This is a genomic window from Curtobacterium sp. NPDC087080, assembly GCF_044745105.1.
Lineage (GTDB): Bacteria > Actinomycetota > Actinomycetes > Actinomycetales > Microbacteriaceae > Curtobacterium.
The window spans coordinates 610,137-637,023 of the sequence record NZ_JBIUZP010000002.1; the positions used below are offsets into that span (position 1 = coordinate 610,137).

Consider the following 26,887-nt stretch of genomic DNA (forward strand, 5'->3'; position numbering starts at 1 on the left):
TCGGCTTCCTGAGTCCCCGTACAGTTTCGCTGTCGGTGCGGACCAATAGGATCGGTGCACTGACGGCCCGCCGTGCCGGGCCCGCCGGTCCGACACGTCTGGAGCACATCAAGTGACGACAACCTCGTCCACCTCGGGCACTGCAGGGCGGCGTTCGCCGCGGGTCCCGATCGTGGTCACGATCATCGTGCTGGCCGCACTGGTGATCGGCTTCTTCATCTTCGCGAGCCTGTACACCGACTACGCGTGGTTCGCGCAGCTCGGCTTCCAGCAGGTCCTCACCACCCGCTGGATCGCGGGCACGCTCATGTTCGTGGCCGGCTTCCTGGGCATGGCCGTCCCGGTCTACGTGAGCATCGCGCTCGCCTTCCGGTTCCGACCGGTGTACGCCAAGCTCAACTCGCAGCTCGACCGCTACCAGCAGGTCATCGAGCCGCTGCGTCGCGCGGTGATGATCGGCATCCCGGTCGTCCTCGGCCTGTTCGCCGGTCTGGCCACGGCCGGCCGCTGGAGCACGGTGCTCGAGTACTTCAACCGGACGCCCTTCGGCAAGACGGACCCGCAGTTCGGGCTCGACATCGGGTTCTACGTGTTCGAGCTGCCGTTCTGGCGCTCCATCGTGGCGTACTCGTCGGCAGTCGTGCTCATCGCCGGCATCGCCGCGCTGGCCGCGACCTACCTGTACGGCGCCCTGCGCTTCGGCGGGCGCGAGGTCCGCATCTCCAAGGCGGCACGCATCCAGCTCGCCGTGACCGCTGCGATCTACGTGGCCCTGCAGGCCGTCAGCCTGTGGCTCGACCAGTACGCCGCGCTGACGAAGGACAACCCGCTCATCACGGGCGCGCAGTACACCGACGTCAACGCCGTCATCCCGGGTCGCGAGATCATGGCGGGCATCGCGGCGATCGTCGCGGTCCTGTTCATCGTCACCGCCGTCATCGGCCGCTGGCGCATCTCGATCGTCGGCACCGGGCTGCTGCTCGTCGCGGCCATCGTCATCGGCGGCGTCTACCCGTGGATCATCCAGCGCATCCAGGTGAAGCCGTCGGAGCGCACGTACGAGTCCGCGTACATCGAGCGGAACATCAAGGCCACGCGTGACGCCTACGGCGTGAGCGGGGTCGAGGAGCAGAACTACGACGCGACGACCGAGGCGAGCTCCGGCGCGCTCGCGCAGGACGCCCAGACCACGGCGAACATCCGCCTGATCGACCCGAAGATCGTCTCGGACACCTTCAGCCAGCTGCAGCAGTACCGGCAGTACTACCAGTTCCCGGACCAGCTCGACGTCGACCGCTACGACATCGACGGCCAGACCGAGGACACCGTGATCGCGGTCCGCGACATCGACCTCGCCGGCCTCAGCTCGCAGGCGAACACCCAGTACAACCGGACGTTCGTCTACACGCACGGCTTCGGTGTGACCGCGGCCTACGGCAACCAGCGCGCGAGCGACGGCAAGCCGGTGTTCCTCGAGTCCGGCATCCCGTCGAACGGCAAGCTCGGCAACTACCAGGAGCGCGTCTACTTCGGTGAGACCTCGCCGCCCTACTCGATCGTGGGCGGGCCCGAGGGTTCGAAGAACATCGAGCTCGACTACCCGGCCGGCTCGGACGACAGCGACGGCGGCAACGCCACGACGACGTACCAGGGCGACGGCGGACCGAGCCTCGGCGGGTTCTTCAACCGGCTCGTCTACGCGGCGAAGTTCCAGTCCGAGCAGATCCTGCTGTCGAACGCCGTGAACCGTGACTCGCAGATCCTGTACGACCGCGACCCGATCCAGCGCGTGCAGAAGGTCGCCCCGTACCTGAAGCTCGACAGCGACGCGTACCCGGCGATCGTCGACCACCGCATCCAGTGGATCGTGGACGGATACACGACGAGCGACGCGTACCCGTACTCGCAGAGCCAGAGCCTGTCGGACACGGTCGCGGGCACCGACTCGTCGGCGTTCAGCACCGACCAGGTGAACTACATGCGGAACTCGGTCAAGGCGACCGTCGACGCGTACACGGGCAAGGTGACGCTCTACGCGTGGGACACCGAGGACCCGGTGCTCAAGACGTGGCAGAAGATCTTCCCCAGCACCACGCAGTCGGTGTCGCAGATGAGCGCCGAACTGCTCGACCACGTGCGCTACCCGACCGACCTGTTCAAGGTGCAGCGCGCCATCCTCGGCACGTACCACGTGACCAACGCGAACTCGTTCTACTCGGGTGACGACGCGTGGAACACGCCGCAGGAGACCACGACGGGCACGAACGACTCCGAGGCGAACTCCGACACCGTCTCGCAGACGACGACGAACGCGCTGGGTACCAGGACCACGCCGTCGCAGGGCAACCTGCAGGACCCGTACTACCTGACGATGAAGGTCCCGGGCCAGGACACCGCGTACTCGCTCTACACGACCTACATCCCGCAGCAGTCGGCCGGAGCGAACAACCGCAACGTGCTGACCGGGTACCTGGCGGTCGACTCCGACGCGGGAGGCGCCGGCAAGGGGGAGAAGGCGTCGAACTACGGCAAGCTCACGCTGCTGACGATGCCGAAGACCGACAACATCCCGGGCCCGGCGCAGGTGCAGAGCCTCTTCAACGGTGACACCACCGTCTCGCAGGAGCTGAACATCCTGAAGCGCGGCAACTCGACCGTGAAGCAGGGCAACCTGCTGACGCTCCCGGTTGGTGGCGGGTTCCTCTACGTGCAGCCGGTATACGTCCAGTCGACGTCCAGTGGCTCGTACCCGCTGCTGCAGAAGGTGCTCGTGGCCTTCGGCGACAAGATCGCGTTCGAGGACACGCTCGACCAGGCGCTCAACGAGCTGTTCGACGGCAACTCCGGTGCCGCCGCCGGTGACCAGGGTGCTGCGGACGCATCCGGGTCCGGTTCGTCGGGCTCCGGTTCGACGGACTCGGGGTCGGGCTCGTCGGGTTCGGGTTCGTCGGACTCGGGGTCGGGATCGTCCGGCTCGACCGGTGACTCCGGCTCGACGTCCGGTGGTTCCGGTGGCTCGTCGAGCGGCTCGGGGAACCAAGCGCTCGAGCAGGCGCTGGCCGAGGCGCGCAGCGCGCTCCAGGACCGCCAGCGGGCCTACGCCGACAACGACCTGGTTGCTGCGGCCGAGGCGGACAAGCGCCTGCAGGACGCCATCGAGGCCGCGACCGCGGCCGAGAACGGCAACTGACACGCCGTGGCGAGGCACTCGATTTGTGCCTCGCCACGGGGCTGTGTAGGCTATTGGATGTGCCGCGGGGTGGAGCAGTTCGGTAGCTCGCTGGGCTCATAACCCAGAGGTCGTAGGTTCAAATCCTGCCCCCGCAACCAAGCGTCACAAGAAGGCCCCGGTCCGATCGGACCGGGGCCTTCGTCGTGTGCGGGCATCGCACGCGGCTACGCTCGCCCCATGGCTACCCTGACCGTCGCTGCCGCGCAGTTCGCTCCCACCGACGACTCCGTCGCGAACCTCCGGACCGTCCGGACCGCCGCTGAAGAGGCTGCGCAGCGCGGTGCCGACCTGCTCGTGACGCCCGAGTACACCTCGTACTTCAGCGCCGAGCTCGACGAGCGCTTCGTCGCCGCAGCCGAGCCGCTCGACGGGCCCTTCGTCAGCGGACTGCAGGAGATCGCGCGACAGCACTCGCTCGCGCTGGTGGTCGGCATCGCCGAGACCGCAGACACGAGCGGGCGGTTCCGGAACACCCTCGTCGCCGTGCTGCCCGACGGGTCGATCGCGGCGACGTACCGGAAGGTGCACCTGTACGACGCGTTCGGCTCGAAGGAGTCCGACCGCATCGAGTCCGGCGACGCCGACCAGCTGCCCGTCTTCGAACTCGGCGGCCTTCGTGTCGGGCTCGAGACCTGCTACGACCTGCGCTTCCCGGAGGTCACCAGACGACTGGCAGCACCGGAGGTCGGCGCAGCGGACGTGGTGGTCCTGCCGGCCGAGTGGGTGCGCGGGCCGGGGAAGGAGCACCACTGGCGCACCCTGCTGACCGCCCGTGCGATCGAGAACACGATCTGGGTCGTCGGCGTCGGTCAGACCGGGCCGATCGGCATCGGTGACTCCGTGGTAATCGACCCGTCGGGGGTCGCGGTCGCCGCTGCCGGAGCGAGGGTGGGGACCATCGTCGCGACGATCGACACCGCCGTCACCGAGGAGGTCCGAGCGGTCAACCCGTCGCTCGCGCTCCGTCGCTTCGACGTGCACCCACGCTGAGGCGCCTCGCGCGTCCGAACGGCGCCCGTTCCTCGCACGTCGGCTTCGGCGTCGACGTGCCTCGGGCGCTTGTCAGTGTCCACGAGCGGGCGGAACAGGACCGCCCCTGTGCGGGAGGCATCGCCGGTTCCGCCCGCTCGCGGCAGCGGCTGCGGCTGGTTGCTCGGCGACGACCAGCCCGAGCCCCGGCGTGGGCTGCGCGGGGGTCGACGCATGCACGTGTCGAGCGGGCGGAAGCGGCGCGGCTCAGCTCCGAAGTGTGCAGGAAAGGCCCGCTCGGCGACGGCGGCGCGGGGCACCCGGGCTCGGGGCGCGGGTCAGGCCGAGCGGGCGGAAGCGGCGGCGCTCAGCTCCGAGGAGTGCAGGGAAGGCCCGCTCGGCGTGACGGCGGCGCGGGGCACCCGGTCTCGGGGCGCGGGCTCCGGGCTCAGGTCTCAGGCGAGCGGGCGGAAGCGTCGGCGCTCGGCTCGGCAGCGTGCAGGGAAGGTCCGCTCGGCGTGACGGCGGGGCGGGGCAGTGCGCGCCGAGCAGGGGGCAAGAGTGCGTGGGCAGGGACCGGGGTCAGCGCAGCGGGGCGAGAGCGGCGAGTCGCGTGGCGGCCTCGGACAGCACGTCACGCCGCTTGCAGAAGGCGAACCGCACGAGCGACCGGTAGCCCGCGGCCCGCTCCGGCCGGACGAACGCCGAGACCGGGACACCCACCACGCCGGCGAGTTCCGGCAGGCGGAGGCAGAACTCGCGGGCGTCGTCGTACCCCAGCGGTGCGGTGTCCGCGAGGACGAAGTAGCCGCCGTCCGGTCGCATGACCTCGAAGCCGGCGGAACGGAGTCCGGCCGCGAGCAGGTCGTGCTTCTCGGAGAGCTCGCTCGCGATGCCGTGGAAGACCGCGTCCGGCAGACGGAGTCCGGTCGCGACCGCGGGCTGGAACGGAGCGGCGTTCACGAACGTCAGGTACTGCTTGACCGAGACGACGGCCTCGACGAGCGCGGGAGCGGCCGTGAGCCAGCCGACCTTCCAGCCGGTGGTGCTGAAGGTCTTGCCAGCGCTGGAGATCGTGATCGTTCGGTCCGCCGCGCCGGGCAGGGTCGCGACGGGGACGTGCGGGGTGCCGAAGGTGAGGTGCTCGTAGACCTCGTCCGTGACGACGAGGGCGTCGTGGCGCTCTGCGAGCTCGAGCACCGTTGCCAGGACCTCGCGGGGGAGCACCCGCCCGGTGGGGTTGTGCGGGGTGTTCACGAGCACGATCCGCGTGCGGTCGGAGAACGCGGCGCGCAGGGTGTCCTCGTCCGGCAGGAAGTCCGGAGCAGTCAGGGGCACCGTCACGTGCGTGCCCCCGGCGAGGCGGATCAGCGCCCCGTAGGCGTCGTAGAAGGGCTCGAAGGTGATCACCTCGTCGCCGGGTTCGACGAACGCGAGCAGCGTGGCGGCGAGGGCCTCGGTCGCGCCTGCCGTGACGAGGACCTCGTGATCCGCGTCGACTCGCAGGCCGTACCAGTGCGCCTGGTGCTCGGCGATCGCCTCGCGGAGCTCCGGCGCCCCGCGTCCGGGCGGGTACTGGTTGACCCCTCGGCGGATCGCGTCGACGGCGGCGTCGAGCACCTCGACCGGGCCGTCCTGGTCGGGGAAGCCCTGGCCGAGGTTGATCGCTCCGGTGGCAGCGGCGAGTGCGCTCATCTCGGCGAACACGGTCGGTGCGGGCACGCCGTCGGGGCCGAGCAGCATCGCCCCTTCTGCGGCTCGGAGCCAGGGTCCGGTGCGGTGCATGGTGGGTCCCTCCGGTGCGCCGGGCGCGGATCGACGCCCTGGAGCACCCCAACCTAGTAGGACGGATCAGTGGCCTCGCCCCGGTACGTCGTGTCTCGTCGCGAGACCGGGAGGACGCCCACAGCCCACGCATAAGATCGCCATAGGTCGCTTGCAGCCCCAGCAGGAGCACCGCTCAGGTGGACGCGGAAGACTGCAGGAGCTTGAAAGGAGCACGTCCAGCATGACCGACACCACGCCACACGGCCAGGGCGACGACAACCGCCCCGAGGACACCGACCACCGGGCCGCTGCCGAGGACGCCACGCGCGAGACCTCCGGCGAGGGCGCGTCGACGCAGGACGTCTCCGGACTCCCCGCCGACCGCCACGCGGACCACGACCACACCGACGTGTTCGACCACGCCCGTGCTGGTGAGACCGACGTCATCCCGACGGGGGGCGGCGACAACGCGACGGACCGCTACACCGCGCCGTACCCGACCGTCGGGCGCGACGGCAGCGGGGCCGCGCAGCAGTCCAGCCCCTACGGCTCCGACAACGCGCACCACGACCAGACCGCGACCGGCGCGTACGGCCGGGGACAGTACGGCCAGGGCCAGAACGGCCAAGGCCAGTACGGCCAGGACCAGGGCCAGTACGGGCAGAGCCAGTACGGCCAGAGCCAGGGCCAGTACGGGCGGACCCAGTACGGCCAGAACCAGGGTCAGTACGGCCAGGACCAGGGCCAGTACGGCCAGGACCAGGGCCAGTACGGCCAGGACCAGGGCCAGTACGGCCAGGACCAGGGCCAGTACGGGCAGACCCAGTACGGCCAGAGCCAGAGCCAGAGCCAGTACGGCCAGGCCCCCTACGGTCAGGCGCAGTACGGCACCGACCAGGACCGCTCCGGCCAGGGGCAGTACGACCGCCCGCGCTACGGCGAGTACGCACAGGGCACGTCGCCGTACGCCTCGCAGTACGGCACCCCCCAGAGCGCCTCGTACCCCGGCTCCGCCCAGGCGCCCTCGTCCGCCAGCGCCTTCGGCGACGTCGACGGCTCGAACCAGCGCAACGGCCACTACTTCGGCGGCGCTGCCGCAGGTGCAGCGACCGGGACCGCCACGAGCACGAACGGGAAGAACGGCCGCAACAAGCTGGTCCTGCCGATCGTTGCCGGGTTGGTGCTCGCCGGCCTGGTCGGCGGTGGTGCGGGCTGGGCCGCGGGAGCCTCCCAGTCGGGCACGACCGTCATCGGCTCGGGCTCGTCGCAGAGCGGCGGCAACCTCACGGTCAACGACTACAACAACGCCACCGTCGTCACCGCCGTCGCTGCCCAGGCCACGCCCTCGGTCGTGACCATCAACGTGTCGTCGGGCTCCGCGGGCGGCACCGGCTCCGGCGTCTTCTTCACGAAGGACGGCTACATCGTCACGAACACCCACGTGGTGACCCTCGACGGCGACAGCGCGAACGGCACCATAACGGTGACGACGTCCGACGGCAGGATCTACCCGGCGAAGCTCGTCGGCACGGACCCGACGGTGGACCTCGCGGTCATCAAGATCGACGCGACCGGCACCAAGCCGATCTCGTTCGCGAACTCGTCCGACCTCAACGTCGGTGACACCGCGGTCGCGATCGGTGCGCCGCTCGGGCTGTCGAACACCGTCACCGACGGCATCGTCTCGACGCTCAACCGCAGCATCCAGGTCGCCTCGAGCGCTCCCAGCCAGGGCGGCGACTCGAACGAGGGCGGCAACAGCGACAGCCCCTTCGAGTTCCCGGGCAACGGTGGGTCCTCCACCAAGACGACGGTCTCGCTGCCGGTCATCCAGACCGACGCGTCGATCAACCCCGGCAACTCGGGCGGCGCCCTGCTCGACTCCAAGGGCAAGCTGATCGGCATCAACGTCGCCATCGCGAGTGCGGGCAGCTCGCAGTCGTCGGATGCGCAGTCCGGCAGCATCGGTGTCGGCTTCGCCATCCCGTCGAACCTGGTCGAGCGTGTCGCGAACGAGATCCGTGAGAACGGCTCCGCGACGCACGGCCTGCTCGGCGCCACGGTCGGCGACGCGTCCGAGGACGCGAACGCCACCCAGATGGGTGCGTTGATCAAGTCGGTGTCGTCCGGCGGAGCGGCGGCCGACGCCGGTCTGCAGAAGGGCGACGTCGTCACGAAGATCGGCTCGGCCTCGGTGGCGGACGCCACCGACCTGACCGCGCAGGTCCGCTTCTTCGCCGGCGGTGCGAAGACGACGATCACGTACGTCCGCGACGGCCAGACGCGCGAAGCCGACGTCACGCTCGGGACCTACAAGAGCTGACGCGACGAGCGACGGACGGGAGGCGCGGTGCCGGCTGGCACCGCGCCTCCCGTCCGTAGTGTGGTGGTCGCCCGCCGACCACCGGTGTGCCGCGGTCCGCTCGGGACGCAGGTGGGCGCTCCGGCCGCTTGATAGGCTCATGGCTGCTCTCCGGGGCGGTGCCGGCTCTCGGTGCGCTCCGCGCGTCAGCCACGACCCCGAGGACCGCATGCAGACAGACGGACAGCCCCTGCCGGGGGTCTCGTACGTGATGCCGGTGCTCAACGAGGTCACCGAGGTCCGTGCCGCGGTCGGGAGCCTGCTGGAGCAGGACTACGAGGGTCCGTTCGAGGTGATCCTCGCGCTCGGACCGTCGATCGACGGGACGAACGAACTCGTCGCCGAGATGAGCGCTGCCGATCCTCGTGTCCGGGCCATCGAGAACCCCGTCGGGTCCACACCCGCCGGGCTGAACGTCGCGATCCGTGCGTCGGTGCACCCGATCGTGATCCGGGTGGACGCCCACTCGGTGCTGCCCGCCGACTACACGCGGATCGCCGTGCGGGTGCTGCTCGAGTCGGGAGCGGACAACGTCGGTGGCATCATGCGCGCCGAGGGTCGCACGCCGTTCGAGCGTGCCGTCGCGCACGCGTACGGCAGCCGGGTCGGCCTCGGCGGGACCCCGCACCACGTCGGCGGCAGGGCCGGACCGGCCGAGACCGCGTACCTCGGGGTGTTCCGACGCGACCGGCTCTTCGAGGTCGGGCTCTTCGACGAGGGCATCAAGCGCGGCCAGGACTGGGAGCTCAACCGCCGGCTGCGGCAGACCGGTGGCACGGTGTGGTTCACCCCGGAACTCGTCGTCACCTACCGCCCGCGGCCGAGCCTGCGACGCCTCGTCCGGCAGTTCGTCGCGACCGGACTGTGGCGCGGTGAACTCGCTCGCCGGTTCCCCGCGAACAACGGCCTGCGGTACTTCGTCCCGCCGGCCATGGTCGCCGCGATGGCGCTCGGGATCGTCGCGGGCATCGTCGGCATCGTCGGCGCCGCCCTCGGGTCGCCGGTCGCCTGGGCGGCGCTCGGCTTCGTCGTGCCCGCGGTCTACCTGCTCTTCGTCGTGGTCGGTGCCGTCGCCGTGGCACGGCGCTCCGGGCCGGCCACCACGCTGTGGCTGATCGTCGTGCTGCCGTGCATCCACGTCGGCTGGGGCATCGGCTTCATCATCGGGTTCCTGACCAGGACCTCCGAGCTGACCACGCACACGGGACGGTGACCTGACCCCTTGACCCACGACACCTCCGGCCGCGGCGCGGCCCGACCGGGCTCCATCGCCGAACTGCGCGCGGTCGCCCAACCCGACGAGGTCCGCTCGCGCGCGAACGCCGAGCACTGGACCGCGTCGCTCTACCTGCGCGACGTCTCGCCGTACCTGACCTGGCTGCTGCTGAAGACCCGGGTGTCGGCGAACCAGGTGACCGGTCTGATGATCCTGGTCGGGTGGAGCGTCGCGGCGGCACTGCTGATCCCCGGCATCTGGGGTGCGCTGCTCGCCCTCGTGCTCGGTCAGCTGCAGATGCTCGTGGACTGTTGCGACGGCGAGGTTGCTCGCTGGCGCGGTACCCGGTCGCCGGCCGGGGTGTTCCTCGACAAGGTCGGGCACTACACGACCGAGGGGCTCATCCCGATCGCCCTCGGCGTCCGGGCCGCGACCTGGCCGATCCACGGCGCGGACTGGATGTGGACGACGATCGGGTGCGCGCTCGGCCTGGTGATCGTGCTCAACAAGGCGCTCAACGACATGGTCCACGTCGCCCGGGCGAACGCGGGCCTCGAGAAGCTCGTCGACCGTCGCGACGCCGGCACCGCGCCCTCGGGTCGACGGCTGGCGACGCTCCGCCGCGCGGCGCGCTTCCTGCCCTTCCACCGTCTGTACCACTCCGTCGAGCTCTCGATCCTGGCGTTCGTGTTCGCGCTGCTCGGGCTCGTGGTCGGTCATCCGCTGGCGGACCGGATCCTGGTCGGTGCGCTGTTGCCGCTCGCGGTCCTGGCGACCGCCGGTCACTTCGTCGCCATCATGGCGTCGAAGCGGGTCCGTGCATGACCGGGTCGACACCGGACCCGACGCCGGGCCAGCAGCCGGCCGTGACACCGGGCACTGCGCGACGGAACGCGCCGCCGCACCGGCAGCGCCCGCGCATCGCCGTGGTGAGCCTGTCCCAGGGCACCCGGCCGGGCGACCTCCGCCGGGGGCTGGAGAGCGTGCTCGCGCAGCAGGACGTCGAGCTCGACGTCGTGTGCGTCGGCAACGGATGGGAGCCGGCTGACCTGCCCGACGGTGTCCGTGCGCTCGCCCTGCCGGAGAACGTCGGGATCCCGGCCGGCCGCAACGCCGGTGCCGAGGTGGTCGACGGCGACTACGTGTTCTTCCTCGACGACGACGCGTCGATCCCGTCGCCGACCTTCCTGCGCGACGTCGTGGCGCTGCTCGACCGCGACCCCTCGCTCGGACTCGTGCAACCGCGGGTGGTCGACCCGACGGGGTCCGCCAACCCCCGACGCTGGGTGCCGCGGATCCGCAAGGGTTCGGCGACGGACTCGTCGCCGGTGTTCTCGGTGTGGGAGGGCGCCGTTCTCCTGCCGATGGACGTCTACCGTGCCGTCGGTGGTTGGGGAGCGCCGTACTTCTACGCGCACGAGGGCATCGAGCTCGCGTGGCGCGTCTGGGACGCCGGTCGACGCGCGTGGTACGCCGGCGACCTGGTCGCACACCACCCGGCGATCGACCCCGCCCGGCACGCCGAGTACATCCGCCTGAACGCACGGAACCGCGTGTTCCTGGCCCGACGCAACCTGCCACTGGCGCTGCGACCGCTCTACGTCGGGTCGTGGGCCGCGATCCAGGTCGCCCGCTGGTGGCGGCACCCGCTGCGACTGCGGACCTGGTTCGCCGGCATCCGCGAGGGCTGGACGGCGGACTGCGGTCCGTCGCGGCCGATGGGGTGGCTGACGATCGCCCGGATGACGCTCGCCGGCCGCCCGCCGGTCGTCTGACCCCGCCACCACGTCCGACCAGGGGCTCCGGAGCCCCGTCAGCGTCGCAGCGGTCGGGGTCGTCCCCTCCGCTGACCGCGCCGTCGAGCACCCCGCACAGCAACCGCCCGTAGCCTGAGGACCACCATGCCGATCACCAAGGACGTCCGGACCGCGATCCGTCTCGCCCGCCGCCTGCTGCGTTCGCGTCGGAACCGACGGGAACTCGATCGTCGTCTGCCCGGTGCTCCGCAGTTGCCGCCGCGGTCGATCGAGGTCGCGGTCTACTTCGCCGACGGCCCGGTGAACATGTACCAGATCCGCCAGTGGTACGCGCCGCTGGCGGAACTCGCTCGCGAGCACCCCGTCGCGATCATCTCGCGCAGCCCCGGGACCATGACGACGCTGCTCGACGAGTCGCCCGTCCCTGCGGTGTACGCACGACAGGTCGTCGACCTCGAGCAGTTCGTCGAGGATCAGGCGCCGAAGATCGTCCTGTACGTCAACCAGAACGCCCGCAACTTCCAGATGATGCGGTACGGGCGCATGTGGCACGTCTTCGTCAACCACGGCGAGAGCGACAAGATGTACATGACCACGAACCAGTTCAAGGCGTACGACTACGCCCTGATCGCGGGGGACGCCGCACGGGACCGACTGCGTTCCGCGCTGTGGGACTACGACGTCGACCGGAGCACGATCGCGATCGGCCGTCCGCAGGCCGACCACTTCGCCGGCGCCGTGCCGTACCCGAACGACGACCGCACCGTCGTGCTGTACGCGCCCACGTGGGAGGGGGACCGCGCGGCCGCTGCCTACGGCTCGATCGCGTCGCACGGGGTGGAGCTCACCGAGCGCCTGCTCGCCTCGGGTCGGCACCGGCTGGTGTACCGGCCGCACCCCCGCAGCGGTGTCGTCGACCCGGACTACCGGGCCGCCCACGAGCGCATCGTCGCGGCGATCGCCAGCGCGAACGCCGCCGATCCGTCCGCGCACCACGTGTACGACGATGGCCCGCAGCTCGGGTGGCAGCTGGCGGACGCCGACGTCGCCGTGACCGACATCAGCGCGATGATCTACGACCGGCTGGCCGTCGGCAAGCCCCTCATCGTGACCCGCCCGGCAGCTCCCGACGCCGACGTGGACGAGCGCGGGTACCTCGGCGATGCGAACTGGCTGTCGGCCGAGGACGCCGCCGACGTGGTCGCGAGGGTGGACGCCGCGGCGAACGACGCCGATGAGCTCGCGAAGCTCCGGCACTGGGTCGAGCGGTACTTCGGCGACACGACGCCGGGCGTCGCGACGCGTCGACTGCACGCGGCGGTGGACCGACTCGTGGCGCGCTGGCACGAGGTCGCCGAGGAGCGCGGCGAGGTCTGACCCGGCGGCCGTCGTCACGACGCGAGCCCGACCAGGCGGTCGCCGACCAGGGACATCCGCCAGAGGTACTCCGACCGGTCGGGGCGACGCCACCGGACGACGACGATGCCGGTCTGCTCCGGATCCGCGCCGAACACCGCGATCGACAGGGACCGACCCGGGTCGAGACGGTTCACCGCCAGCGGCGGACAGAAGCCGCTGCCGAGGTGGGTGAAGGAGATCGCGTGCAGTGGCTCGGGCCCGGTGTTCACCAGGTCGTAGCGACGAGGTGCTCCGGATCGGTCGACGGTGAACGGGACTGCGTAGGCCGTGGGTGGGTGGTGCATGCCGGTCACGGTAGGGGGAGGGGCCGACGTCGGGGCCCCGGGGGACGCCTCCGGGGCGCCTGCCTGTGGAGGAGGGGGAAGCGGGCCCTCGGTGTGGAGGAGGGGGCTCAGGCCCCGTGGTCCGCCGCGTACCGATCCAGCGCTGCCTCGATCGTGTCGTCGAGCTGCAGCCGACCCTTGTCGAGGTAGAGCCCGCGGTCGCAGAACCGGCGCAGGTCCTTGTCGCTGTGCGAGACGAAGAAGAGCGTCCGACCGCCGGCGAGCAGCTCCTCGATGCGCTTGTAGCACTTCTCGCGGAAGCCCTTGTCGCCCACGGCCAACACCTCGTCGACCAGGATCACCGGTTCGTCCAACCGCGAGATCACGGCGAACGCGATGCGCACCTTCATGCCGCTCGACAGGTGCTTGTAGGGCGTGTCGACGAAGTCGCCGATCTCGGCGAAGTCGATGATCTCGTCGAACGCGTCGCGGATCTCGGTCCGCGACATCCCGTGCAGCCCGGCCGTCAGGTAGACGTTGTCCCGGACCGTCAGGTCACCGACGAAGCCGCCGGTGATCTCGATGAGCGGGGCGACGCCGGCGTTCACGCGGACGCGGCCCTCGTCCGGCAGCATGACCTGGGCGACGAGCTTCAGCAGCGTGGACTTGCCCTGCCCGTTGCGACCGACGACGCCGATCGCTTCGCCAGGGCGCACGTCGAAGGACACGTTCCGGAGCGCCCAGAACTCGTCCGCGCGCTTGCGCCGGTTGCTCCCGGCGAACAGGTCCTTGAAGCTCCGGCTCGCCCGGCGGTTGCGCTTGAACCGGATGCCCGCGTCGCGCACGGAGATGACGGGCGCCACGGTCGTGGACGGAGCAGTGGAGTCGGTGGCGGTCATCACAGCTCCTTCAGGACACGGTGCTCGCTCCGGCGGAACACGACCAGGCCGACGCCGAGCACGACCGCCGTGACGAGCACCGACACGCCGACCTCGACCCAGTCGAGCTGACCGGGGAAGAACGCGGAACGGTAGAGGCCGAAGATGCCGCTGAGCGGGTTCAGCGCGGCGATGTCGTGCAGCCGCTCGGGGAGCGCCTGGGTCCCGTAGATGATCGGGGACGCGTAGAAGAGGAAGCGCAGCACGAGCTTCACGGCCCGTTCGAGGTCACGGAAGAAGACCACCAGCGGCGCGACGATGAGACCGAGGCCGTAGACCAACGCCCCCTGCAGCACGATGGCCAGAGGGTACAGCGCCAGTTCCCAGTGCAGGTGAGCGCCGGTGGCGATCGCGAAGATCGCGAGCACCGGCAGGCTGAGCAGGAACTCGATCCCCTTCGACGCGTTCACCCGGGCGACCCAGATGCTCCGCGGGATCGTCGTCGACCGGATCAGCTTCGCCTCCTTCGTGAAGGCGCGCGTGGAGTCCGACACCGCTCCGGTGAACCACATCCACGGCAGCAACGCCGACAGCAGGAAGACGATGTACGGTTCCTCGCCCACCGAACCGCGGTGGAACACCTGGGTGAAGACGAACCAGTAGATCGCCGACATCACCAGGGGGTCGAGGATCGACCACAGGTACCCGAGGGCGGACGTCGAGTAGCGCACCCGGAGGTCGCGGACGGTGAGCAGCCAGAGTGCCTGACGGTAGCGCCGACCGGCACTCCGCGTCGCCGCCGATGCGGTCGTCGCGGGCACGGTCGGCGCACTCGCTGTGGTCACGGTTTCCCTCCGGGCGGATCCGCCGAGGGGGTCCTGACGGTGGTTCAGGCGAACAGGTCGTTCGCGCGCTCGAGGTCCTCGGCGAAGTCGATCTCGACCGCGTACAGGTCGGAGATGTCGATCGGCGACCAGCGTAGCCCGTCCTCGGCGATGGCAGCCTCGATGCCGCCCTCGAAGTACTCCTGGTCGTCGACGCGTCCGAGCTGGCGGATGAGCGCCTGCTTGTCACGCGAGGAGACGTAGTTGATGCCGACGGCTTCGCCCAGGCCACCCACGACCCGCTTCGAGAGCTCCTTGATGCAGCCCTGGGCGTCGACGGTGTACTTGACCTCCTCGTCGGAGACCTTCTCGGTGTTGACGCTGACGAACGAGCGGTCCTGGTCCATCATGTCGGCGGCGCGGACGAGGGCGCGCGGGTCGAAGACGACGTCGCCGTTCATCCAGAGGACGCCGCTCTTGCCGGTGGCCTTCAGCGCGCGCAGCAGGCTCTTCGAGGTGTTGGTGGAGTCGTACGACTCGTTGTAGACGAAGTTCGCCTCGGGGAACGCCTCGACGATGTACTCGGACTTGTAGCCGACGACGATCGTGACGCGGGCGCTCGAGCCGAACGCGGCGCGGATGTTGTCGAACTGCTGCTGCATGATGGTGCGGCCGTCGCTGAGTTCGGTCAGCGGCTTCGGCAGGCTGCGGCCGAGCCGGCTGCCCATCCCCGCTGCGAGGATGACGATCTGCGTGGTCATGCTGGTCCCTTCTGGTGTCCGCCCGCGCGCCGCGTGGGGCACGGGCGGGCCTCGCCGAGTGTGCTCGCACCAGGTCTGAGTTCGCCGTGAGCGTGCGCCTTCTGCACCTTCGTGCGGGGAGACGAGCGGCCACCGGCGCCCGTCCGAGCAGGTTTCCATGTGGTGAACACTCCGTCGTGCCCTGGTGAATGATACGGAACGGGCGCGCTCCGGGGTACACCCGTGCGCGCTTCGTACTCAATTCGTGACCCTGTGACCGATCCGGTACCGGGGCCCGCACGGACGCGCCGCCGGTCGGGGTCTCCGGCGTCCGGCGCGTTGGTACGGTGGGGCGGTGGCTGCAGCTGATGACGACGACGTGTACACGACGTCCGACGCCGCCTGGCTGGCCGAGGCGGACGAACCGCACGGCGACGCGGCCGACGACGACACGGGGGACGGGGATGCGCGCGACGACGCCTCCGATGATGACGAGATGACCGACGACGCGACCGCGACGGCCACGACGGCCGCGCCGGCGTCCGCGACGGCGGACCGCACGCCGCGCCAGGGCAAGGGCCGGACGAAGGGCAAGGGCCGCGCCTCGCGCCCCTCCGGCCCGGGCGCGTCCGCTGCGTCGACGGCGCCGACGACCGACGGCCCGGGCGTCACCGACGGTGACACGGCCACGGACGGCGGGGCGGGCACCGGTTCGACGCCGGCCGCTGGGTCGACGTCGACCGCGACGACCCAGAAGACCGCGACGACCCAGAAGACCACGACGAAGAAGAAGCGGGCTCCCGAGCGCCAGCCGACCGCCACCGCCGCCGCGACGCAGACCGCGCAGGCGCAGCAGCCCGTCGTGCTCCGCGCGAGCGGCCTCGTGAAGCGGTACGGCCAGACCCTCGCCGCCGACGAGGTCGACCTCGAGATCCGACAGGGATCGATCTTCGGTGTCGTCGGCCCGAACGGTGCCGGCAAGACCACGACGCTGTCGATGGTCACCGGTCTCCTCCGTCCCGACGCGGGCACCGTCACCGTCCTCGACCACGACGTCTGGTCGGACCCGACGGCGGCGAAGCGTGCACTGGGTGTACTGCCCGACCGCCTCCGCCTGTTCGACCGGCTCACCGGCGCGCAGCTGCTGCACTACTCGGCGACCCTCCGCGGCCTCGACGGCGCGACGGCCCGGAAGCGCAGCGCCGACCTGGCCGAGGCGTTCGGCCTGGGCGAGGCGCTCGGACGCCAGGTCGCCGACTACTCCGTCGGCATGGCGAAGAAGATCGCGCTCGCCGCGACCCTGATCCACTCGCCGCGCGTGCTCGTGCTCGACGAGCCGTTCGAGTCGGTCGACCCCGTGAGCGCGGCGACCATCACGGACATCCTGCGGCGCTACACCCGCGGTGGCGGGACCGTGGTGCTCTCCAGCCACTCCATGGAGCTCGTCCAGCGCACCTGCGACTCGGTCGCGATCATCGTCGGCGGCAAGGTCCTCGCCTCCGGCACGATGGCCCAGGTCCGCGGGCGCAAGAGCCTCGAGGACAAGTTCGTCGAACTCGCGGGCGGCCGCGTCGTGGCAGAGAGCATGGAATGGTTGCACAGCTTCTCCGACTGAGGGTCGACCTGCTCGCGGGCGAGGTCCGCGGGGGAGCCCGGCGGTCGGTCCTCGTCGTGCTCGGGTCCCTGCTCGGCCTGGTCGCCGCCGTCGTGGTCGCGGGGGAGCTCCTCGCGCTGCGCTCGGCACCCGTCGAGGTCGCTCGCTCCGTCGCCGTGCCCGTCGGCACGTTCGTGTCCCTCGCGCTCACCCTGGTGCCGCTCGTCGTGGGCCGCACCGACCAGTTCGACCCGCGGCGGTTCGCGGTGTACGGCATCGACCGCCGCCGGCTCGCCGTCGGACTCGGTGTCGCCGGCCTCGTCGGCGTCCCGATGCTCGCCGTCGCGGTCGTCGCGGTCGGCCAGGTCGGCGCCTGGTCGCGGAGCGGGGGCACCGCGGTGCTCGCCGTCGTCGCCGCGCTGCTCGGCACGTTGACGTGCGCCCTGCTGCTCCGGGTCGGCAGTGCCGTGGGTGCGACCTTCGTCGGTCCGCACCGTTCGCGGGACGCCGGCTGGCTCGCCGCCCTGGTCGTCGTGGTCCTCGGGTTGCCGGTGGCGTCGCTGCTGCTGCGCGGCGACTGGCTCGACCCCGCCAGCGCCGAGCTGCAGCGGGTCGCGGACGTCGCCGGGTGGACGCCGTGGGGTGCCGCCTGGGCCGTGCCGGCCGACGTCGCGAGCGGCCGCGTCGGCGAGGGCGTCCTGAAGCTCCTGGTCGCGCTCGTCACCATCGCCCTGCTCGCGCTCGCATGGTGGGCGCTCGTCGGTCGGGCGCTCGAGGCCGCGGACGGTCGCGCGAGCACTCGTCGCTACCGCGGGCTCGGCTGGTTCGCCGCGCTCGGCTCCACGCCGGTCGGCGCGGTCGCCGCCCGCGCGCTCACGTACTGGGGTCGCGACCCGCGCTACCGGATGTCCTACCTCGTCATCCTGTTCGTCCCGCTCGTCGTGCTCCCGCTCGGGGTGGCGGGCGTGCCGTGGCACCTGACCGCGCTCGTCCCGCTCCCGCTGATGGCGCTCATCGCCGGGTTCCTGCCGCACAACGACGTCTCCTACGACAACACCGCGGTCTGGCTGCACGTCGCGTCGGGCGCTCCCGGGTGGAGCGACCGGCTCGGACGCCTCGTGCCCCTGCTGGTCGTCGGTCTGCCGCTCGTGGTGGCCGGTGCCGCCGCGTCCGCCGCGCTCTCCGGTGACCCCACCGCCTTCCCGGTGCTCACGGGGATCGCGGTCGGCGCGCTGCTGGCCGGCCTCGGCCTGTCGAGCGTCGTCTCCGTCCTGCTGCCCTACCCGACGGTCCGTCCGGGCGACCACCCGTTCCAGCAGCCGCAGGCCGCCGGCACGACCGCTGCGGTCGCCCAGACGACGATGATCATCGGCATCCTGGCATCGCTCGTCCCCGCCGTCTGGCTCGCGGTGCTCACCGCCGTGGAGGGTCCGGACCCCTGGGCGACCGCGACGCTCCTCGTGGGCATCGCCGTGGGCGTCGTCGTCCTCGTGATCGGCGTGGCGGTCGGCGGTCGGCTCTTCGACCGGCGCGGTCCCGACCTGCTCGCTGCGGCGCAGCGCAACTGAACGACCGACGGACGGGAGGCGCGTGGCGGGATCGCCCCGCGCCTCCCGTCCGTGTGCTGTGCAGGTGAACCGCGTGGCGGGACCGCCCCGCGCCTCCCTTCCGTCGCGGCCCCGGCCGCATCGTCGTACCCTGGACGCATGAGCATGACGGAACCCGGCGGCGGCCTCGACGTGATGGACCGCGAGCTCGAGAAGCTCCTCGAGGAAGAGGCGATCGAGCCCGGCGACCACGAGCGGTTCTCGCACTACGTGAAGAAGGACAAGATCCTGCAGTCCGCGCTGTCCGGCAAGCCGGTCAAGGCACTGTGCGGCAAGAAGTGGGTGCCCGGGCGCGACCCCGAGAAGTTCCCGGTGTGCCCCGACTGCAAGGCCATCTACGAGAAGATGAAGGCCGAGTAGACCGCTAGATCACCAGGGTCGGGATCGCCGGATCGCCACGCCCGATGCGGGACGCGTCCACCGGGAGCTCCGCCTTGGCGCGCTTGTGGTGCGCGCGAGCCGCCTCGACGCCGGCGACCCCGAGGAACGCCGGGTCGACCTCGCCGTGCTCGACCACGGGGACGAGCAGGGGACGCTCGTCGGGGCCGACGCGACCGGACGTCAGGACCACCTCGGCGGTCGCGATGCCGTTGCGGAGGCGACGACCGGCCTCCTTGCGCCCGCCCGTCGACACCTTGTCCGCGGACTTCTTGGCGACGGGGACCCACTCGTCACCCGCCGGGGTCCGGTGCGCGACGAGCTTGAACACCATGCCCGCCGCCGGGTGGCCCGAGCCGGAGACGACGCTCGTGCCGACGCCGTAGGAGTCGACCGGTGCGGCGCGGAGGGCGGCGATCGTGTACTCGTCGAGGTCGTTCGTCACGGTGATCTTCGTGGCTGGTGCTCCGAGCCGGTCGAGCTGTGCCCGGACCGCGGCGACGACGCTCGGGAGGTCGCCGCTGTCGATGCGGACCGCGCCGAGTCGGCCGTTCGTCAGCCGGACGGCGGTCTCCACCGCCGCCTCGATGTCGTACGTGTCGACGAGCAGCGTGGTGCCGTCGCCGAGGGCGTCGAGCTGGGAGCGGAACGCGGCCTCCTCGGAGTCGTGCAGGAGCGTGAACGCGTGCGCGGCGGTGCCCATCGTCGGGATGCCCCAGGTGCGGCCGGCCTCGAGGTTGCTCGTCGTGCCGAAGCCCGCGATGTACGCGGCGCGGGCGGCGGCGACGGCGTTCCACTCACCGGTGCGGCGCGAGCCCATCTCGGCGAGCGGTCGGCCGTCGGCGGCGGACACCATGCGGGCGGCGGCGCCGGCGATGGCCGAATCGGCGTTGAAGATGCTCAGCGCGAGGGTCTCGAGGACCACCGACTCGGCGAAGGTGCCCTCGACCTGGAGCACGGGGGAGTTGGGGAAGAAGACCTCGCCCTCGCGGTAGGCGCGGATGTCGCCCGTGAAGCGGTAGTCCGCCAGCCAGCGGGCGGTGCCCTCGTCGATGACGTTGCGGTCGCGGAGGAAGCCGATCTCCTCGTCGCCGAACCGGAACTCGGTCAGCGCCGTGAGGAAGCGTCCGAGGCCCGCGGCGACCCCGTAGCGGCGGCCGTCGGGCAGGCGGCGGGCGAACACCTCGAACACGCAGCGTCGATCGGCGGTGCCGTCCTTGAGGGCGGCGTCCACCATGGTGAGTTCGTACTGGTCCGTGAGGAGCGCGCTGGTCACGCCTCCGACACTAGTGACGTCGTGGTGCGGAGGCGCAGAGCGGGTGTGCCGGGGCGGGTGTGCGGAGCGGGCCCGTGGGGGCTCGCGTCGTCGGTGGGGCATGGAGGCGCTCGAGCGGGCGTGGCGGCTCGCGAGCGGGCGGAACCTGCCGCGTCCGGTCGGCGAGCGGGCGGAAGCGGCGCGAAACGGTGTCGGTCCGGACCGGTTCCGCCCGCTCGGCAACGAGGGGAGGGGACCGCGCGCCCGGGTGGCCGTGCGTGCCGGGGGTGAGCGGTGCCTCCCGGCCGGTGCGGTCCACGGATTTCCGGCGTCTGCCGTGTGCCGTGTGCCGTGTGCCGTGTGCGGAGCGTGAGCGGGCGGAACCTGCACGCGCCCGCGCGTGGACCGACTCGTTCCGCCCGCTCGCGGTGGAGCCCGACGGGTGGACGGCGGCGAGCGGGCGGAAGCGGCAGGGGGTGCGGATGTGGGTGGCGTGTTCCGCCCGTTCGTGGGAGGAGGAAGGGGGCGCGCTCGGGCACCTCGGTGAGCGGGCGGAAGCGGCGGTGGGCGCGGAAGCCGGTCGCGGATTCCGCCCGCTCGGGGACGGGAGGGCGAGAGGAGCGGGGCAGGCACAGGGGCAGGCGCGGGGCCGGGCGGGTGCGGCTCGGTACGCTGGTGGGGTGACGGATGCACCGATCGGAGTCTTCGACAGCGGCGTCGGTGGGCTGACGGTCGCGCGGGCGATCATCGACCAGCTGCCGCGCGAGAGCATCCGGTACGTCGGGGACACCGTGCACTCGCCCTACGGCCCGAAGCCGATCGCCGACGTCCGGCGGTACGCGCTCGAGGTGATGGACGACCTCGTCGACCAGGGCGTGAAGGCGCTCGTGATCGCGTGCAACACCGCGTCCTCCGCCGTGCTCCGCGATGCCCGGGAACGCTACGAGCAGGCGTACGGCATCCCCGTCGTCGAGGTGATCCAGCCGGCTGCCCGCGCGGCCGTGAAGCAGACCCGCACCGGGCGCATCGGGGTGATCGGCACGGTGGGGACCATCGCCTCGCGGGCCTACGAGGACGCCTTCGCCGTCGCCGCCGACGTCACCCTGTCCCTCGCCGCGTGCCCCCGCTTCGTCGAGTTCGTCGAGGCGGGGGACACCTCGTCGCCGGCGCTGCGCGAGATCGCGGCGCAGTACCTCGCCCCGATCCGCGAGGCGGACGTCGACACGCTCGTGCTCGGCTGCACCCACTACCCGCTGATGTCCGCGGCGATCCAGTACGTGATGGGCCCGGACGTCACACTGGTGTCGAGTGCCGAGGAGACCGCGAACGACGTCTACCGACGGCTCGTGGAGCACGGGCTCGAACGCACCACCCCGGAGCCGCCGACGTACGCGTTCGAGGCCACCGGCGACGACAAGAACGGCTTCATCCGGCTCGCCCGGCGCTTCCTCGGTCCCGAGGTCTCGAGCGTCGGACACCTCCAGACCGGGGCGATCACGCTGCCCCGAACCGAAAGGACCCCATGAGCACCCGCATCGACGGCCGCAGCGCCTCCGACCACCGTCCGGTCAGCATCGAGCGGGGGTGGAGCGCGCAGGCCGAGGGCAGCGCGCTCATCTCGTTCGGCAACACGAAGGTGCTGTGTACGGCGTCCTTCACGAACGGCGTCCCGCGCTGGATGGCGGGCAAGGGTTCGGGCTGGGTCACCGCCGAGTACTCGATGCTGCCGCGGTCGACGAACGAGCGCATGCAGCGCGAGTCGATCAAGGGCAAGGTCGGCGGGCGCACGCACGAGATCTCGCGACTGATCGGACGGTCGCTGCGGGCCGTGGTCGACATGAAGGGCCTGGGGGAGAACACCCTGGTGCTCGACTGCGACGTGCTGCAGGCCGACGGCGGGACGCGGACCGCGTCCATCACCGGCGCCTACGTCGCGATGGCCGACGCCATCGAGTGGGGCCGCGACAAGGGCTTCATCGCGAAGAAGGCCACGCCGCTGACCGACAGCGTGCAGGCCATCTCGGTCGGCATCGTCAAGGGGGAGCCGATGCTCGACCTGGCGTACACCGAGGACTCGGCCGCCGACACCGACATGAACATCGTCACGACCGGCTCCGGAAAGTTCATCGAGGTCCAGGGGACGGCCGAGCACGCACCGTTCGACCGCGACGAGCTGAACACGCTGCTCGACCTCGGCCTCGCGGGCAACCGGTCGCTCGCGGCGATCCAGCGCGACGTACTGGGCTTCGCGTGACCGGGCGCACCGTCGTCCTGGCGACGCACAACCAGGGCAAGGTCGTCGAGCTGCGCGGGATCCTCGGCGAGGCGCTCGGCGAGGGCGTCGAGCTCGTCGGGTACGACGGTCCGGAGCCCGTCGAGGACGGCGACACCTACGCGGCGAACGCGCTCATCAAGGCACGTGCGGCTGTGGCGCACACAGGGCTGCCGGCGCTCGCCGACGACTCCGGGATCGCGGTCGACGCACTCGGCGGGGCGCCCGGCATCCACTCCGCCCGGTACGCCGGGACGCGGGTGGACGCGGACAACATCGCGCTCCTGCTCCAGGAGCTCGAGGGCGTGGTGGAACGCACCGCCGCCTTCGTCTGCGCGGCGGCCTTCGTCACGCCGGACGGCACCGAGCACCTGTTCGAGGCCGTCTGGAACGGTGCGGTCCTGACTGAGCCGGTCGGGGACGGCGGGCACGGGTACGACCCGGTGTTCCAGCCCGACGACGCCGACCGCTCGGCAGCGCAGCTCTCGCGCGACGAGAAGAACGCGCTGTCCCACCGGTCGAAGGCGTTCCGGGGGATCGCGCCGATCGTGCGGGAGTACTTCGGGGTCTGACGCGGCGAGGCGCGCGGGACCCGGCACAACGAACGGCACCTCGCGCCACGGAACTCCGTGGCGCGAGGTGCCTTCGGTTGTGCTGCGGCACGAGACACCGCGCGCCGACCGACCCGCGCGCCGACCGACCCGGGCGCCGACAGCGGCGCCGCGCGCCGACTACTGCCCGGCCGGACGCCCCGCGCCGTCCGCGGACCCGCGCTCGACGCCACCGTGCTGCGCGGCCTCCTCGGCCTCGGCGGCGTGCTTGGCCTTCCGCGCGGTCCGCCAGTAGTGCAGCCCGGCGGGGACGACCGTGACGAGCACCGCGAGGATGAGGATCACGTCGATGTAGTTCCGCACGACGTAGGCGATCGGCGGGATGTAGCCGAGGAAGTACCCGAGGAAGGTCACGCCGACGCCCCACACGACGGCGCCGATGGCGTTGTACAGCGAGTACTTCTTGTAGTTCATGCGCCCGACCCCGGCCGCGATCGGGAGGAAGGTGCGGACCACCGGGACGAAGCGGGCGAGGATGACCGCGAGCGGGCCGAAGCGGTGGAAGAACGCGTTCGTGCGGTCGACGTTCTCCTTCGAGAACAGTCCGCTCTCCTTGCGCTCGAAGATCGGGGGCCCGGCCTTCTTGCCGATGTAGTACCCGAGTTCACCGCCCAGGAACGCCGCGGCGCCGATCATCAGCGCGGCCACCCAGATCGGGATGCCGCCGATCTGGCCCCCGCGGTCGAAGGCGAAGAGGCCCGTGATGACGAGCAGGCTGTCACCGGGGAAGACGAAGCCGATGAGCAGGCCGGTCTCGGCGAAGACGATGGCGCAGACCACGAGCACGGCGATGGCCCCGAAGTGGTCGAGGATGTACTGCGGGTCGAGCCACGGGATCAGGGCGAGTGCGACGGAGTGCATGGTTCTTCCGGTCGTGTCGGGGCGGGGCACGGGGAGGCTCCCGCCTGACGAGGGTACCGCCCGGCGCTGTCCGACCCATCCGCCGGTGGGCTGACTTCGCCGAGCCGAGCCGAGCCGAGCGAGCCGAGCGAGCTGAGCCGAGCACGGTGCGGAAGGAGGGACTCGAACCCTCACGCCTGGGGCACAGGAACCTAAATCCTGCGTGTCTACCGATTCCACCACTCCCGCGAGCAGCGGCAGTCTACCGAGCGGGAGGTGCGGGGCGGGCAGCAGTCGCGCCTCCCGGCCGTCCCAGCGGGACCGACAGCGTCAGCGCAGCCGACGTGGCAGGTACCGCGGCACGTAGCGCAGCAGCACCCCCGCACCGACCAGACCGAGCACCCCCATCACCCCGCTCGCCAACGCGAGCGACGCGACCGCGGTGACACCGGAGATCAGCAGCGGCGCCGCCGCGGACCCGAAGTCCCCGGTGAAGCGCCACGCACCGAGGAACGGTGCCGGGTTCCCCCGCGGTGCGAGGTCCGCCCCGAGCGTCATCAGGATGCCGCTGCCGACCCCGTTGGCGAGCGACATGCCGATCGCGATGGCGACGAACCAGCCGACCCTCGCGTCGAGGTGCCCGCTCCATGCGAGCAGGAAGTAGCTCACGGCGAGCCCGAGCATGCACGGCAGGGCGCTCGCGAGTCGACCCCAGCGGTCCATGATCTGCCCACTGGTGTAGAAGAGGGCGAAGTCGACGGCTCCGGCGATGCCGATGACGAGCGCGGCCGAGGCGTCGTCGAGGCCGACGCTGACCGCCCACAGCGGCAGGATCACCTGGCGTCCGGCGCGGAGCGCGCCGATCAGGGCCGCACCGCTGCCGAGCCTGGCGAGGACGGCCCGGTTCTCGCGGATCGTGCGGAAGAGGCCGTGCGCCTCGCGTTCGACGAACTGCGCGCCGGTGTCCGTGGGCGGCTCGTCGGGGTGCGGTGCGGGTGCGGAGCGTCGGGCCGCGTCGGACGCGTCGGTTGCGCTGGTCGTGCCGGTTGCGTTCGTCGGGCCCGTTGCGTTCGTCGGGCCGGTCGCGTTCGCCGGGCCGGTCGCGTTCGTCGCGTCCGGTCTGGAGGCTCGGCTCGGCAACCGCAGACCGCGTTCGCCCGTCGCGGGGTCGCGCAGGACGAGGAGCACGACCGCCGCGGCGAGGCAGCAGACCACGTGGATCCAGAAGGCGCTCTGCGTCGTGCCGGTCAGGTGGACCACGCCGGCCGAGAGGAAGGGGCCGACGAAGTAGCCGAAGCGGAACACGCCGCCGAGGCTCGACAAGGCGCGGGCCCGGATCCGGAGGGGGATCGCGGTCGTCATGTAGGCGTGCCGGGCGAGGGCGAAGACTGCGGTCGAGACACCGACCAGGAACACCCCGACGGCGAGCACCCAGGCGTTCGGCGCGACGACGCAGACGAGCAGACCGACGACGGACACCACCGCGGCGCCGATCATCGCGTTCCGTTCCCCGATCCGCCCCACCACGACGCCGGAGGGCACGTCGCCGATGAGCTCGCCCACCAGGATCAGCGCGGCGACGAAGCCCGCGAACGCCAGGCTCGCGCCGAGGGAGTCGGCGGCGATCGGGATGATCGGGATGATCGCCCCCTCGCCGATCGCGAAGAGCGCCGCGGGCAGGAAGCCGGAGAGCAGGACGCCGCGGCGGTCGAAGGCGTCGTTCGTCGTGCTGGTCATCGTCGGGCAACGGTACGCCTGGACTCGTCGGGGGATGCGCTTACCCTGGATGCATGCGTGTACTTGCGGCGATGAGCGGTGGGGTCGACTCGGCGGTGGCCGCGGCGCGGGCCGTCGACGCCGGGCACGACGTGGTCGGCGTGCACCTGGCGCTGAGCCGGATGCCGGGCACGCTCCGCACCGGGAGCCGCGGCTGCTGCACCATCGAGGACTCGATGGACGCGCAGCGAGCCGCCTCGGCGCTCGGGATCCCGTACTACGTGTGGGACTTCTCGGCGCGCTTCAAGGAGGACGTCGTCGACGACTTCGTCGCGGAGTACCAGGCCGGCCGCACCCCGAACCCCTGCATGCGGTGCAACGAGCGCATCAAGTTCGCGGCACTGCTCGAGAAGGCGCTCGCCCTCGGGTTCGACGCCGTCTGCACCGGCCACTACGCCTCGATCGTGACGGGGACGGACGGTGCACGCGAGCTGCACCGCTCGGCGGCATGGGCGAAGGACCAGTCGTACGTGCTCGGCGTGCTCACGGCCGAGCAGCTCGAGCACGCGATGTTCCCGCTCGGTGCGACGCCGTCGAAGGATGAGGTCCGGGCCGAGGCCGCGGCGCGCGGGCTCACGGTCGCGCAGAAGCCCGACTCCTACGACATCTGCTTCATCCCGGACGGGGACACCCGAGGGTGGCTGGCCGACCGCGTCGGCGCCGAGCCGGGGTCGGTCGTCGAGCGCGACGGCACCGTCGTCGGCGAGCACGAGGGCGCGACGGGCTACACGGTCGGGCAGCGCCGCGGCCTGCACCTCGGCCGCCCGGCGCCGGACGGCAAGCCGCGCTTCGTGCTGGAGATCCGACCGAAGGACAACACCGTCGTCGTCGGACCGAAGGAGGCCCTCGACGTCCGGTCGATGGCCGGGTCCCGGTACACCTGGGCGGGCACGTCGCCCGTCGACCCGTCCGAGCCCTTCGCGTGCGACGTGCAGATCCGGGCGCACGCGGACCCGGTGCCGGCGACGGCGCGGGTGGCGGACGGCGAGCTCGTGATCGACGTCGAAGAGCCGCTGTCGGGCGTCGCCCCCGGACAGACCGCGGTCGTGTACGTCGGGACCCGGGTGCTCGGGCAGTGCACGATCGACCGCACGGTCTCGGCGGTTCCCGCGGCCGTCTGAGCCCGG

22 protein-coding genes and 2 tRNA genes are annotated in these 26,887 nt (G+C 71.5%); 15 read left to right on the top strand and 9 right to left on the bottom strand.

Features of this window, described 5'->3' with window-relative positions:
- Positions 1-172: 172 nt before the first annotated feature.
- The 3 genes from ACIPEQ_RS07060 (at position 173) to ACIPEQ_RS07070 (ending at position 4,222) form a co-directional block, all read left to right on the top strand.
- Positions 173-3,190 (top strand): UPF0182 family protein, encoded by a 3,018-nt coding sequence (locus tag ACIPEQ_RS07060; protein WP_402714637.1) that lies wholly within the window; start codon positions 173-175, stop codon positions 3,188-3,190.
- A gap of 63 nt (positions 3,191-3,253) precedes the next feature.
- Positions 3,254-3,330 (top strand) — tRNA-Met (locus ACIPEQ_RS07065).
- A gap of 79 nt (positions 3,331-3,409) precedes the next feature.
- A complete protein-coding gene (locus ACIPEQ_RS07070) occupies positions 3,410-4,222 on the top strand; it encodes a carbon-nitrogen hydrolase family protein (RefSeq protein ID WP_402714638.1) in 813 nt (270 codons plus the stop codon).
- A gap of 561 nt (positions 4,223-4,783) precedes the next feature.
- Here the strand turns inward: ACIPEQ_RS07070 and ACIPEQ_RS07075 are convergent.
- Entirely contained in the window at positions 4,784-5,986 is a 1,203-nt protein-coding gene (locus ACIPEQ_RS07075) for an aminotransferase class I/II-fold pyridoxal phosphate-dependent enzyme (RefSeq protein WP_402714639.1), read from the bottom strand.
- Between the two features lie 223 nt (positions 5,987-6,209).
- Here ACIPEQ_RS07075 and ACIPEQ_RS07080 point away from each other — a divergent pair, with 223 nt between their 5' ends.
- The 5 genes from ACIPEQ_RS07080 (at position 6,210) to ACIPEQ_RS07100 (ending at position 12,680) form a co-directional block, all read left to right on the top strand.
- Positions 6,210-8,291, top strand: a complete 2,082-nt coding sequence (locus tag ACIPEQ_RS07080) for a S1C family serine protease (protein ID WP_402714640.1) — start codon at positions 6,210-6,212, stop codon at positions 8,289-8,291.
- 208 nt (positions 8,292-8,499) lie between these two features.
- Positions 8,500-9,543 carry a glycosyltransferase family 2 protein gene (locus ACIPEQ_RS07085; RefSeq protein ID WP_402714641.1) on the top strand — a complete coding sequence of 348 codons (1,044 nt, stop codon included), beginning with the start codon at positions 8,500-8,502 and terminating at the stop codon, positions 9,541-9,543.
- A gap of 9 nt (positions 9,544-9,552) precedes the next feature.
- Complete coding sequence (locus ACIPEQ_RS07090; RefSeq protein WP_402714642.1) at positions 9,553-10,371, top strand: CDP-alcohol phosphatidyltransferase family protein; 819 nt, start codon at positions 9,553-9,555, stop codon at positions 10,369-10,371.
- The gene (locus ACIPEQ_RS07095; protein WP_402714643.1) at positions 10,368-11,321 is read left to right on the top strand and encodes a glycosyltransferase family 2 protein; all 954 of its coding nucleotides are present in this window, start codon (positions 10,368-10,370) and stop codon (positions 11,319-11,321) included. The genes ACIPEQ_RS07090 and ACIPEQ_RS07095 overlap by 4 nt, the downstream gene beginning before the upstream one ends.
- 126 nt (positions 11,322-11,447) lie before the next feature.
- Positions 11,448-12,680, top strand: a complete 1,233-nt coding sequence (locus tag ACIPEQ_RS07100) for a CDP-glycerol glycerophosphotransferase family protein (protein ID WP_402714644.1) — start codon at positions 11,448-11,450, stop codon at positions 12,678-12,680.
- 14 nt (positions 12,681-12,694) lie between these two features.
- On the opposite strand, the gene ACIPEQ_RS07105 is transcribed toward ACIPEQ_RS07100, so the two are convergent.
- From ACIPEQ_RS07105 to ACIPEQ_RS07120, 4 genes are all read right to left on the bottom strand, one after another.
- Complete coding sequence (locus ACIPEQ_RS07105; RefSeq protein ID WP_126891395.1) at positions 12,695-13,006, bottom strand: hypothetical protein; 312 nt, start codon at positions 13,004-13,006, stop codon at positions 12,695-12,697.
- Positions 13,007-13,113: 107 nt separating this feature from the next.
- Positions 13,114-13,884 (bottom strand): ABC transporter ATP-binding protein, encoded by a 771-nt coding sequence (locus ACIPEQ_RS07110; RefSeq protein ID WP_402714645.1) that lies wholly within the window; start codon positions 13,882-13,884, stop codon positions 13,114-13,116.
- Positions 13,884-14,708, bottom strand: a complete 825-nt coding sequence (locus tag ACIPEQ_RS07115; RefSeq protein WP_402714646.1) for an ABC transporter permease — start codon at positions 14,706-14,708, stop codon at positions 13,884-13,886. Before ACIPEQ_RS07115 ends, ACIPEQ_RS07110 begins: the two co-directional genes overlap by 1 nt.
- Positions 14,709-14,752: 44 nt before the next feature.
- A complete protein-coding gene (locus ACIPEQ_RS07120) occupies positions 14,753-15,448 on the bottom strand; it encodes an NTP transferase domain-containing protein (protein WP_058728890.1) in 696 nt (231 codons plus the stop codon).
- A 334-nt stretch (positions 15,449-15,782) separates the two neighbouring features.
- On the opposite strand from ACIPEQ_RS07120, the gene ACIPEQ_RS07125 reads away from it, so the two are divergent.
- The 3 genes from ACIPEQ_RS07125 (at position 15,783) to ACIPEQ_RS07135 (ending at position 18,988) form a co-directional block, all read left to right on the top strand.
- Positions 15,783-17,042, top strand: a complete 1,260-nt coding sequence (locus tag ACIPEQ_RS07125) for an ABC transporter ATP-binding protein (RefSeq protein WP_402714647.1) — start codon at positions 15,783-15,785, stop codon at positions 17,040-17,042.
- Entirely contained in the window at positions 17,018-18,589 is a 1,572-nt protein-coding gene (locus tag ACIPEQ_RS07130) for an ABC transporter permease (protein ID WP_402714648.1), read from the top strand. Before ACIPEQ_RS07125 ends, ACIPEQ_RS07130 begins: the two co-directional genes overlap by 25 nt.
- A gap of 138 nt (positions 18,590-18,727) precedes the next feature.
- The gene (locus ACIPEQ_RS07135; protein ID WP_111228526.1) at positions 18,728-18,988 is read left to right on the top strand and encodes a DUF3039 domain-containing protein; all 261 of its coding nucleotides are present in this window, start codon (positions 18,728-18,730) and stop codon (positions 18,986-18,988) included.
- A gap of 4 nt (positions 18,989-18,992) precedes the next feature.
- Here ACIPEQ_RS07135 and ACIPEQ_RS07140 read toward each other — a convergent pair whose 3' ends face one another.
- Entirely contained in the window at positions 18,993-20,282 is a 1,290-nt protein-coding gene (locus tag ACIPEQ_RS07140) for a nicotinate phosphoribosyltransferase (RefSeq protein WP_402714649.1), read from the bottom strand.
- Between the two features lie 659 nt (positions 20,283-20,941).
- Here ACIPEQ_RS07140 and murI point away from each other — a divergent pair.
- Genes murI through rdgB form a run of 3 tightly spaced genes read left to right on the top strand, consistent with a single transcriptional unit; the run spans position 20,942 to position 23,105 of the window.
- Entirely contained in the window at positions 20,942-21,787 is an 846-nt protein-coding gene (gene murI, locus ACIPEQ_RS07145; protein ID WP_402714650.1) for a glutamate racemase, read from the top strand.
- The gene (gene rph, locus ACIPEQ_RS07150) at positions 21,784-22,515 is read left to right on the top strand and encodes a ribonuclease PH (protein ID WP_402714651.1); all 732 of its coding nucleotides are present in this window, start codon (positions 21,784-21,786) and stop codon (positions 22,513-22,515) included. The genes murI and rph overlap by 4 nt, the downstream gene beginning before the upstream one ends.
- Positions 22,512-23,105 (top strand): RdgB/HAM1 family non-canonical purine NTP pyrophosphatase, encoded by a 594-nt coding sequence (gene rdgB, locus ACIPEQ_RS07155; RefSeq protein ID WP_402714652.1) that lies wholly within the window; start codon positions 22,512-22,514, stop codon positions 23,103-23,105. Before rph ends, rdgB begins: the two co-directional genes overlap by 4 nt.
- A 159-nt stretch (positions 23,106-23,264) precedes the next feature.
- Here the strand turns inward: rdgB and ACIPEQ_RS07160 are convergent, their stop codons facing one another.
- The 3 genes from ACIPEQ_RS07160 to ACIPEQ_RS07170 all read right to left on the bottom strand — a co-directional run bounded on the left by ACIPEQ_RS07160 (position 23,265) and on the right by ACIPEQ_RS07170 (position 25,721).
- Positions 23,265-24,005, bottom strand: coding sequence for a DedA family protein (locus ACIPEQ_RS07160; RefSeq protein ID WP_250366481.1), 741 nt, complete (start codon positions 24,003-24,005; stop codon positions 23,265-23,267).
- A 147-nt stretch (positions 24,006-24,152) separates the two neighbouring features.
- A tRNA-Leu gene (locus ACIPEQ_RS07165) sits at positions 24,153-24,233 on the bottom strand.
- Between the two features lie 81 nt (positions 24,234-24,314).
- Positions 24,315-25,721, bottom strand: coding sequence for an MFS transporter (locus ACIPEQ_RS07170; RefSeq protein ID WP_402714653.1), 1,407 nt, complete (start codon positions 25,719-25,721; stop codon positions 24,315-24,317).
- 53 nt (positions 25,722-25,774) lie between these two features.
- Between ACIPEQ_RS07170 and mnmA the strand changes: the two genes are divergently transcribed.
- Entirely contained in the window at positions 25,775-26,881 is a 1,107-nt protein-coding gene (mnmA, locus tag ACIPEQ_RS07175; protein ID WP_402714654.1) for a tRNA 2-thiouridine(34) synthase MnmA, read from the top strand.
- The last annotated feature ends 6 nt before the right edge of the window (positions 26,882-26,887 follow it).

What these genes read in the sequence shown, in the direction of transcription:
- ACIPEQ_RS07070 (WP_402714638.1), top strand. Translation starts at nt 3,410, where the DNA reads ATGGCTACCCTGACCGTCGCTGCCGCGCAGTTCGCTCCCACCGACGAC.
- ACIPEQ_RS07075 (WP_402714639.1), bottom strand. Translation starts at nt 5,986, where the DNA reads ATGCACCGCACCGGACCCTGGCTCCGAGCCGCAGAAGGGGCGATGCTG.
- ACIPEQ_RS07080 (WP_402714640.1), top strand. Translation starts at nt 6,210, where the DNA reads ATGACCGACACCACGCCACACGGCCAGGGCGACGACAACCGCCCCGAG.
- ACIPEQ_RS07085 (WP_402714641.1), top strand. Translation starts at nt 8,500, where the DNA reads ATGCAGACAGACGGACAGCCCCTGCCGGGGGTCTCGTACGTGATGCCG.
- ACIPEQ_RS07095 (WP_402714643.1), top strand. Translation starts at nt 10,368, where the DNA reads ATGACCGGGTCGACACCGGACCCGACGCCGGGCCAGCAGCCGGCCGTG.
- ACIPEQ_RS07100 (WP_402714644.1), top strand. Translation starts at nt 11,448, where the DNA reads ATGCCGATCACCAAGGACGTCCGGACCGCGATCCGTCTCGCCCGCCGC.
- ACIPEQ_RS07105 (WP_126891395.1), bottom strand. Translation starts at nt 13,006, where the DNA reads ATGCACCACCCACCCACGGCCTACGCAGTCCCGTTCACCGTCGACCGA.
- ACIPEQ_RS07110 (WP_402714645.1), bottom strand. Translation starts at nt 13,884, where the DNA reads ATGACCGCCACCGACTCCACTGCTCCGTCCACGACCGTGGCGCCCGTC.
- ACIPEQ_RS07120 (WP_058728890.1), bottom strand. Translation starts at nt 15,448, where the DNA reads ATGACCACGCAGATCGTCATCCTCGCAGCGGGGATGGGCAGCCGGCTC.
- ACIPEQ_RS07130 (WP_402714648.1), top strand. Translation starts at nt 17,018, where the DNA reads ATGGTTGCACAGCTTCTCCGACTGAGGGTCGACCTGCTCGCGGGCGAG.
- ACIPEQ_RS07135 (WP_111228526.1), top strand. Translation starts at nt 18,728, where the DNA reads ATGAGCATGACGGAACCCGGCGGCGGCCTCGACGTGATGGACCGCGAG.
- rph (WP_402714651.1), top strand. Translation starts at nt 21,784, where the DNA reads ATGAGCACCCGCATCGACGGCCGCAGCGCCTCCGACCACCGTCCGGTC.
- ACIPEQ_RS07160 (WP_250366481.1), bottom strand. Translation starts at nt 24,005, where the DNA reads ATGCACTCCGTCGCACTCGCCCTGATCCCGTGGCTCGACCCGCAGTAC.
- ACIPEQ_RS07170 (WP_402714653.1), bottom strand. Translation starts at nt 25,721, where the DNA reads ATGACCAGCACGACGAACGACGCCTTCGACCGCCGCGGCGTCCTGCTC.
- mnmA (WP_402714654.1), top strand. Translation starts at nt 25,775, where the DNA reads ATGCGTGTACTTGCGGCGATGAGCGGTGGGGTCGACTCGGCGGTGGCC.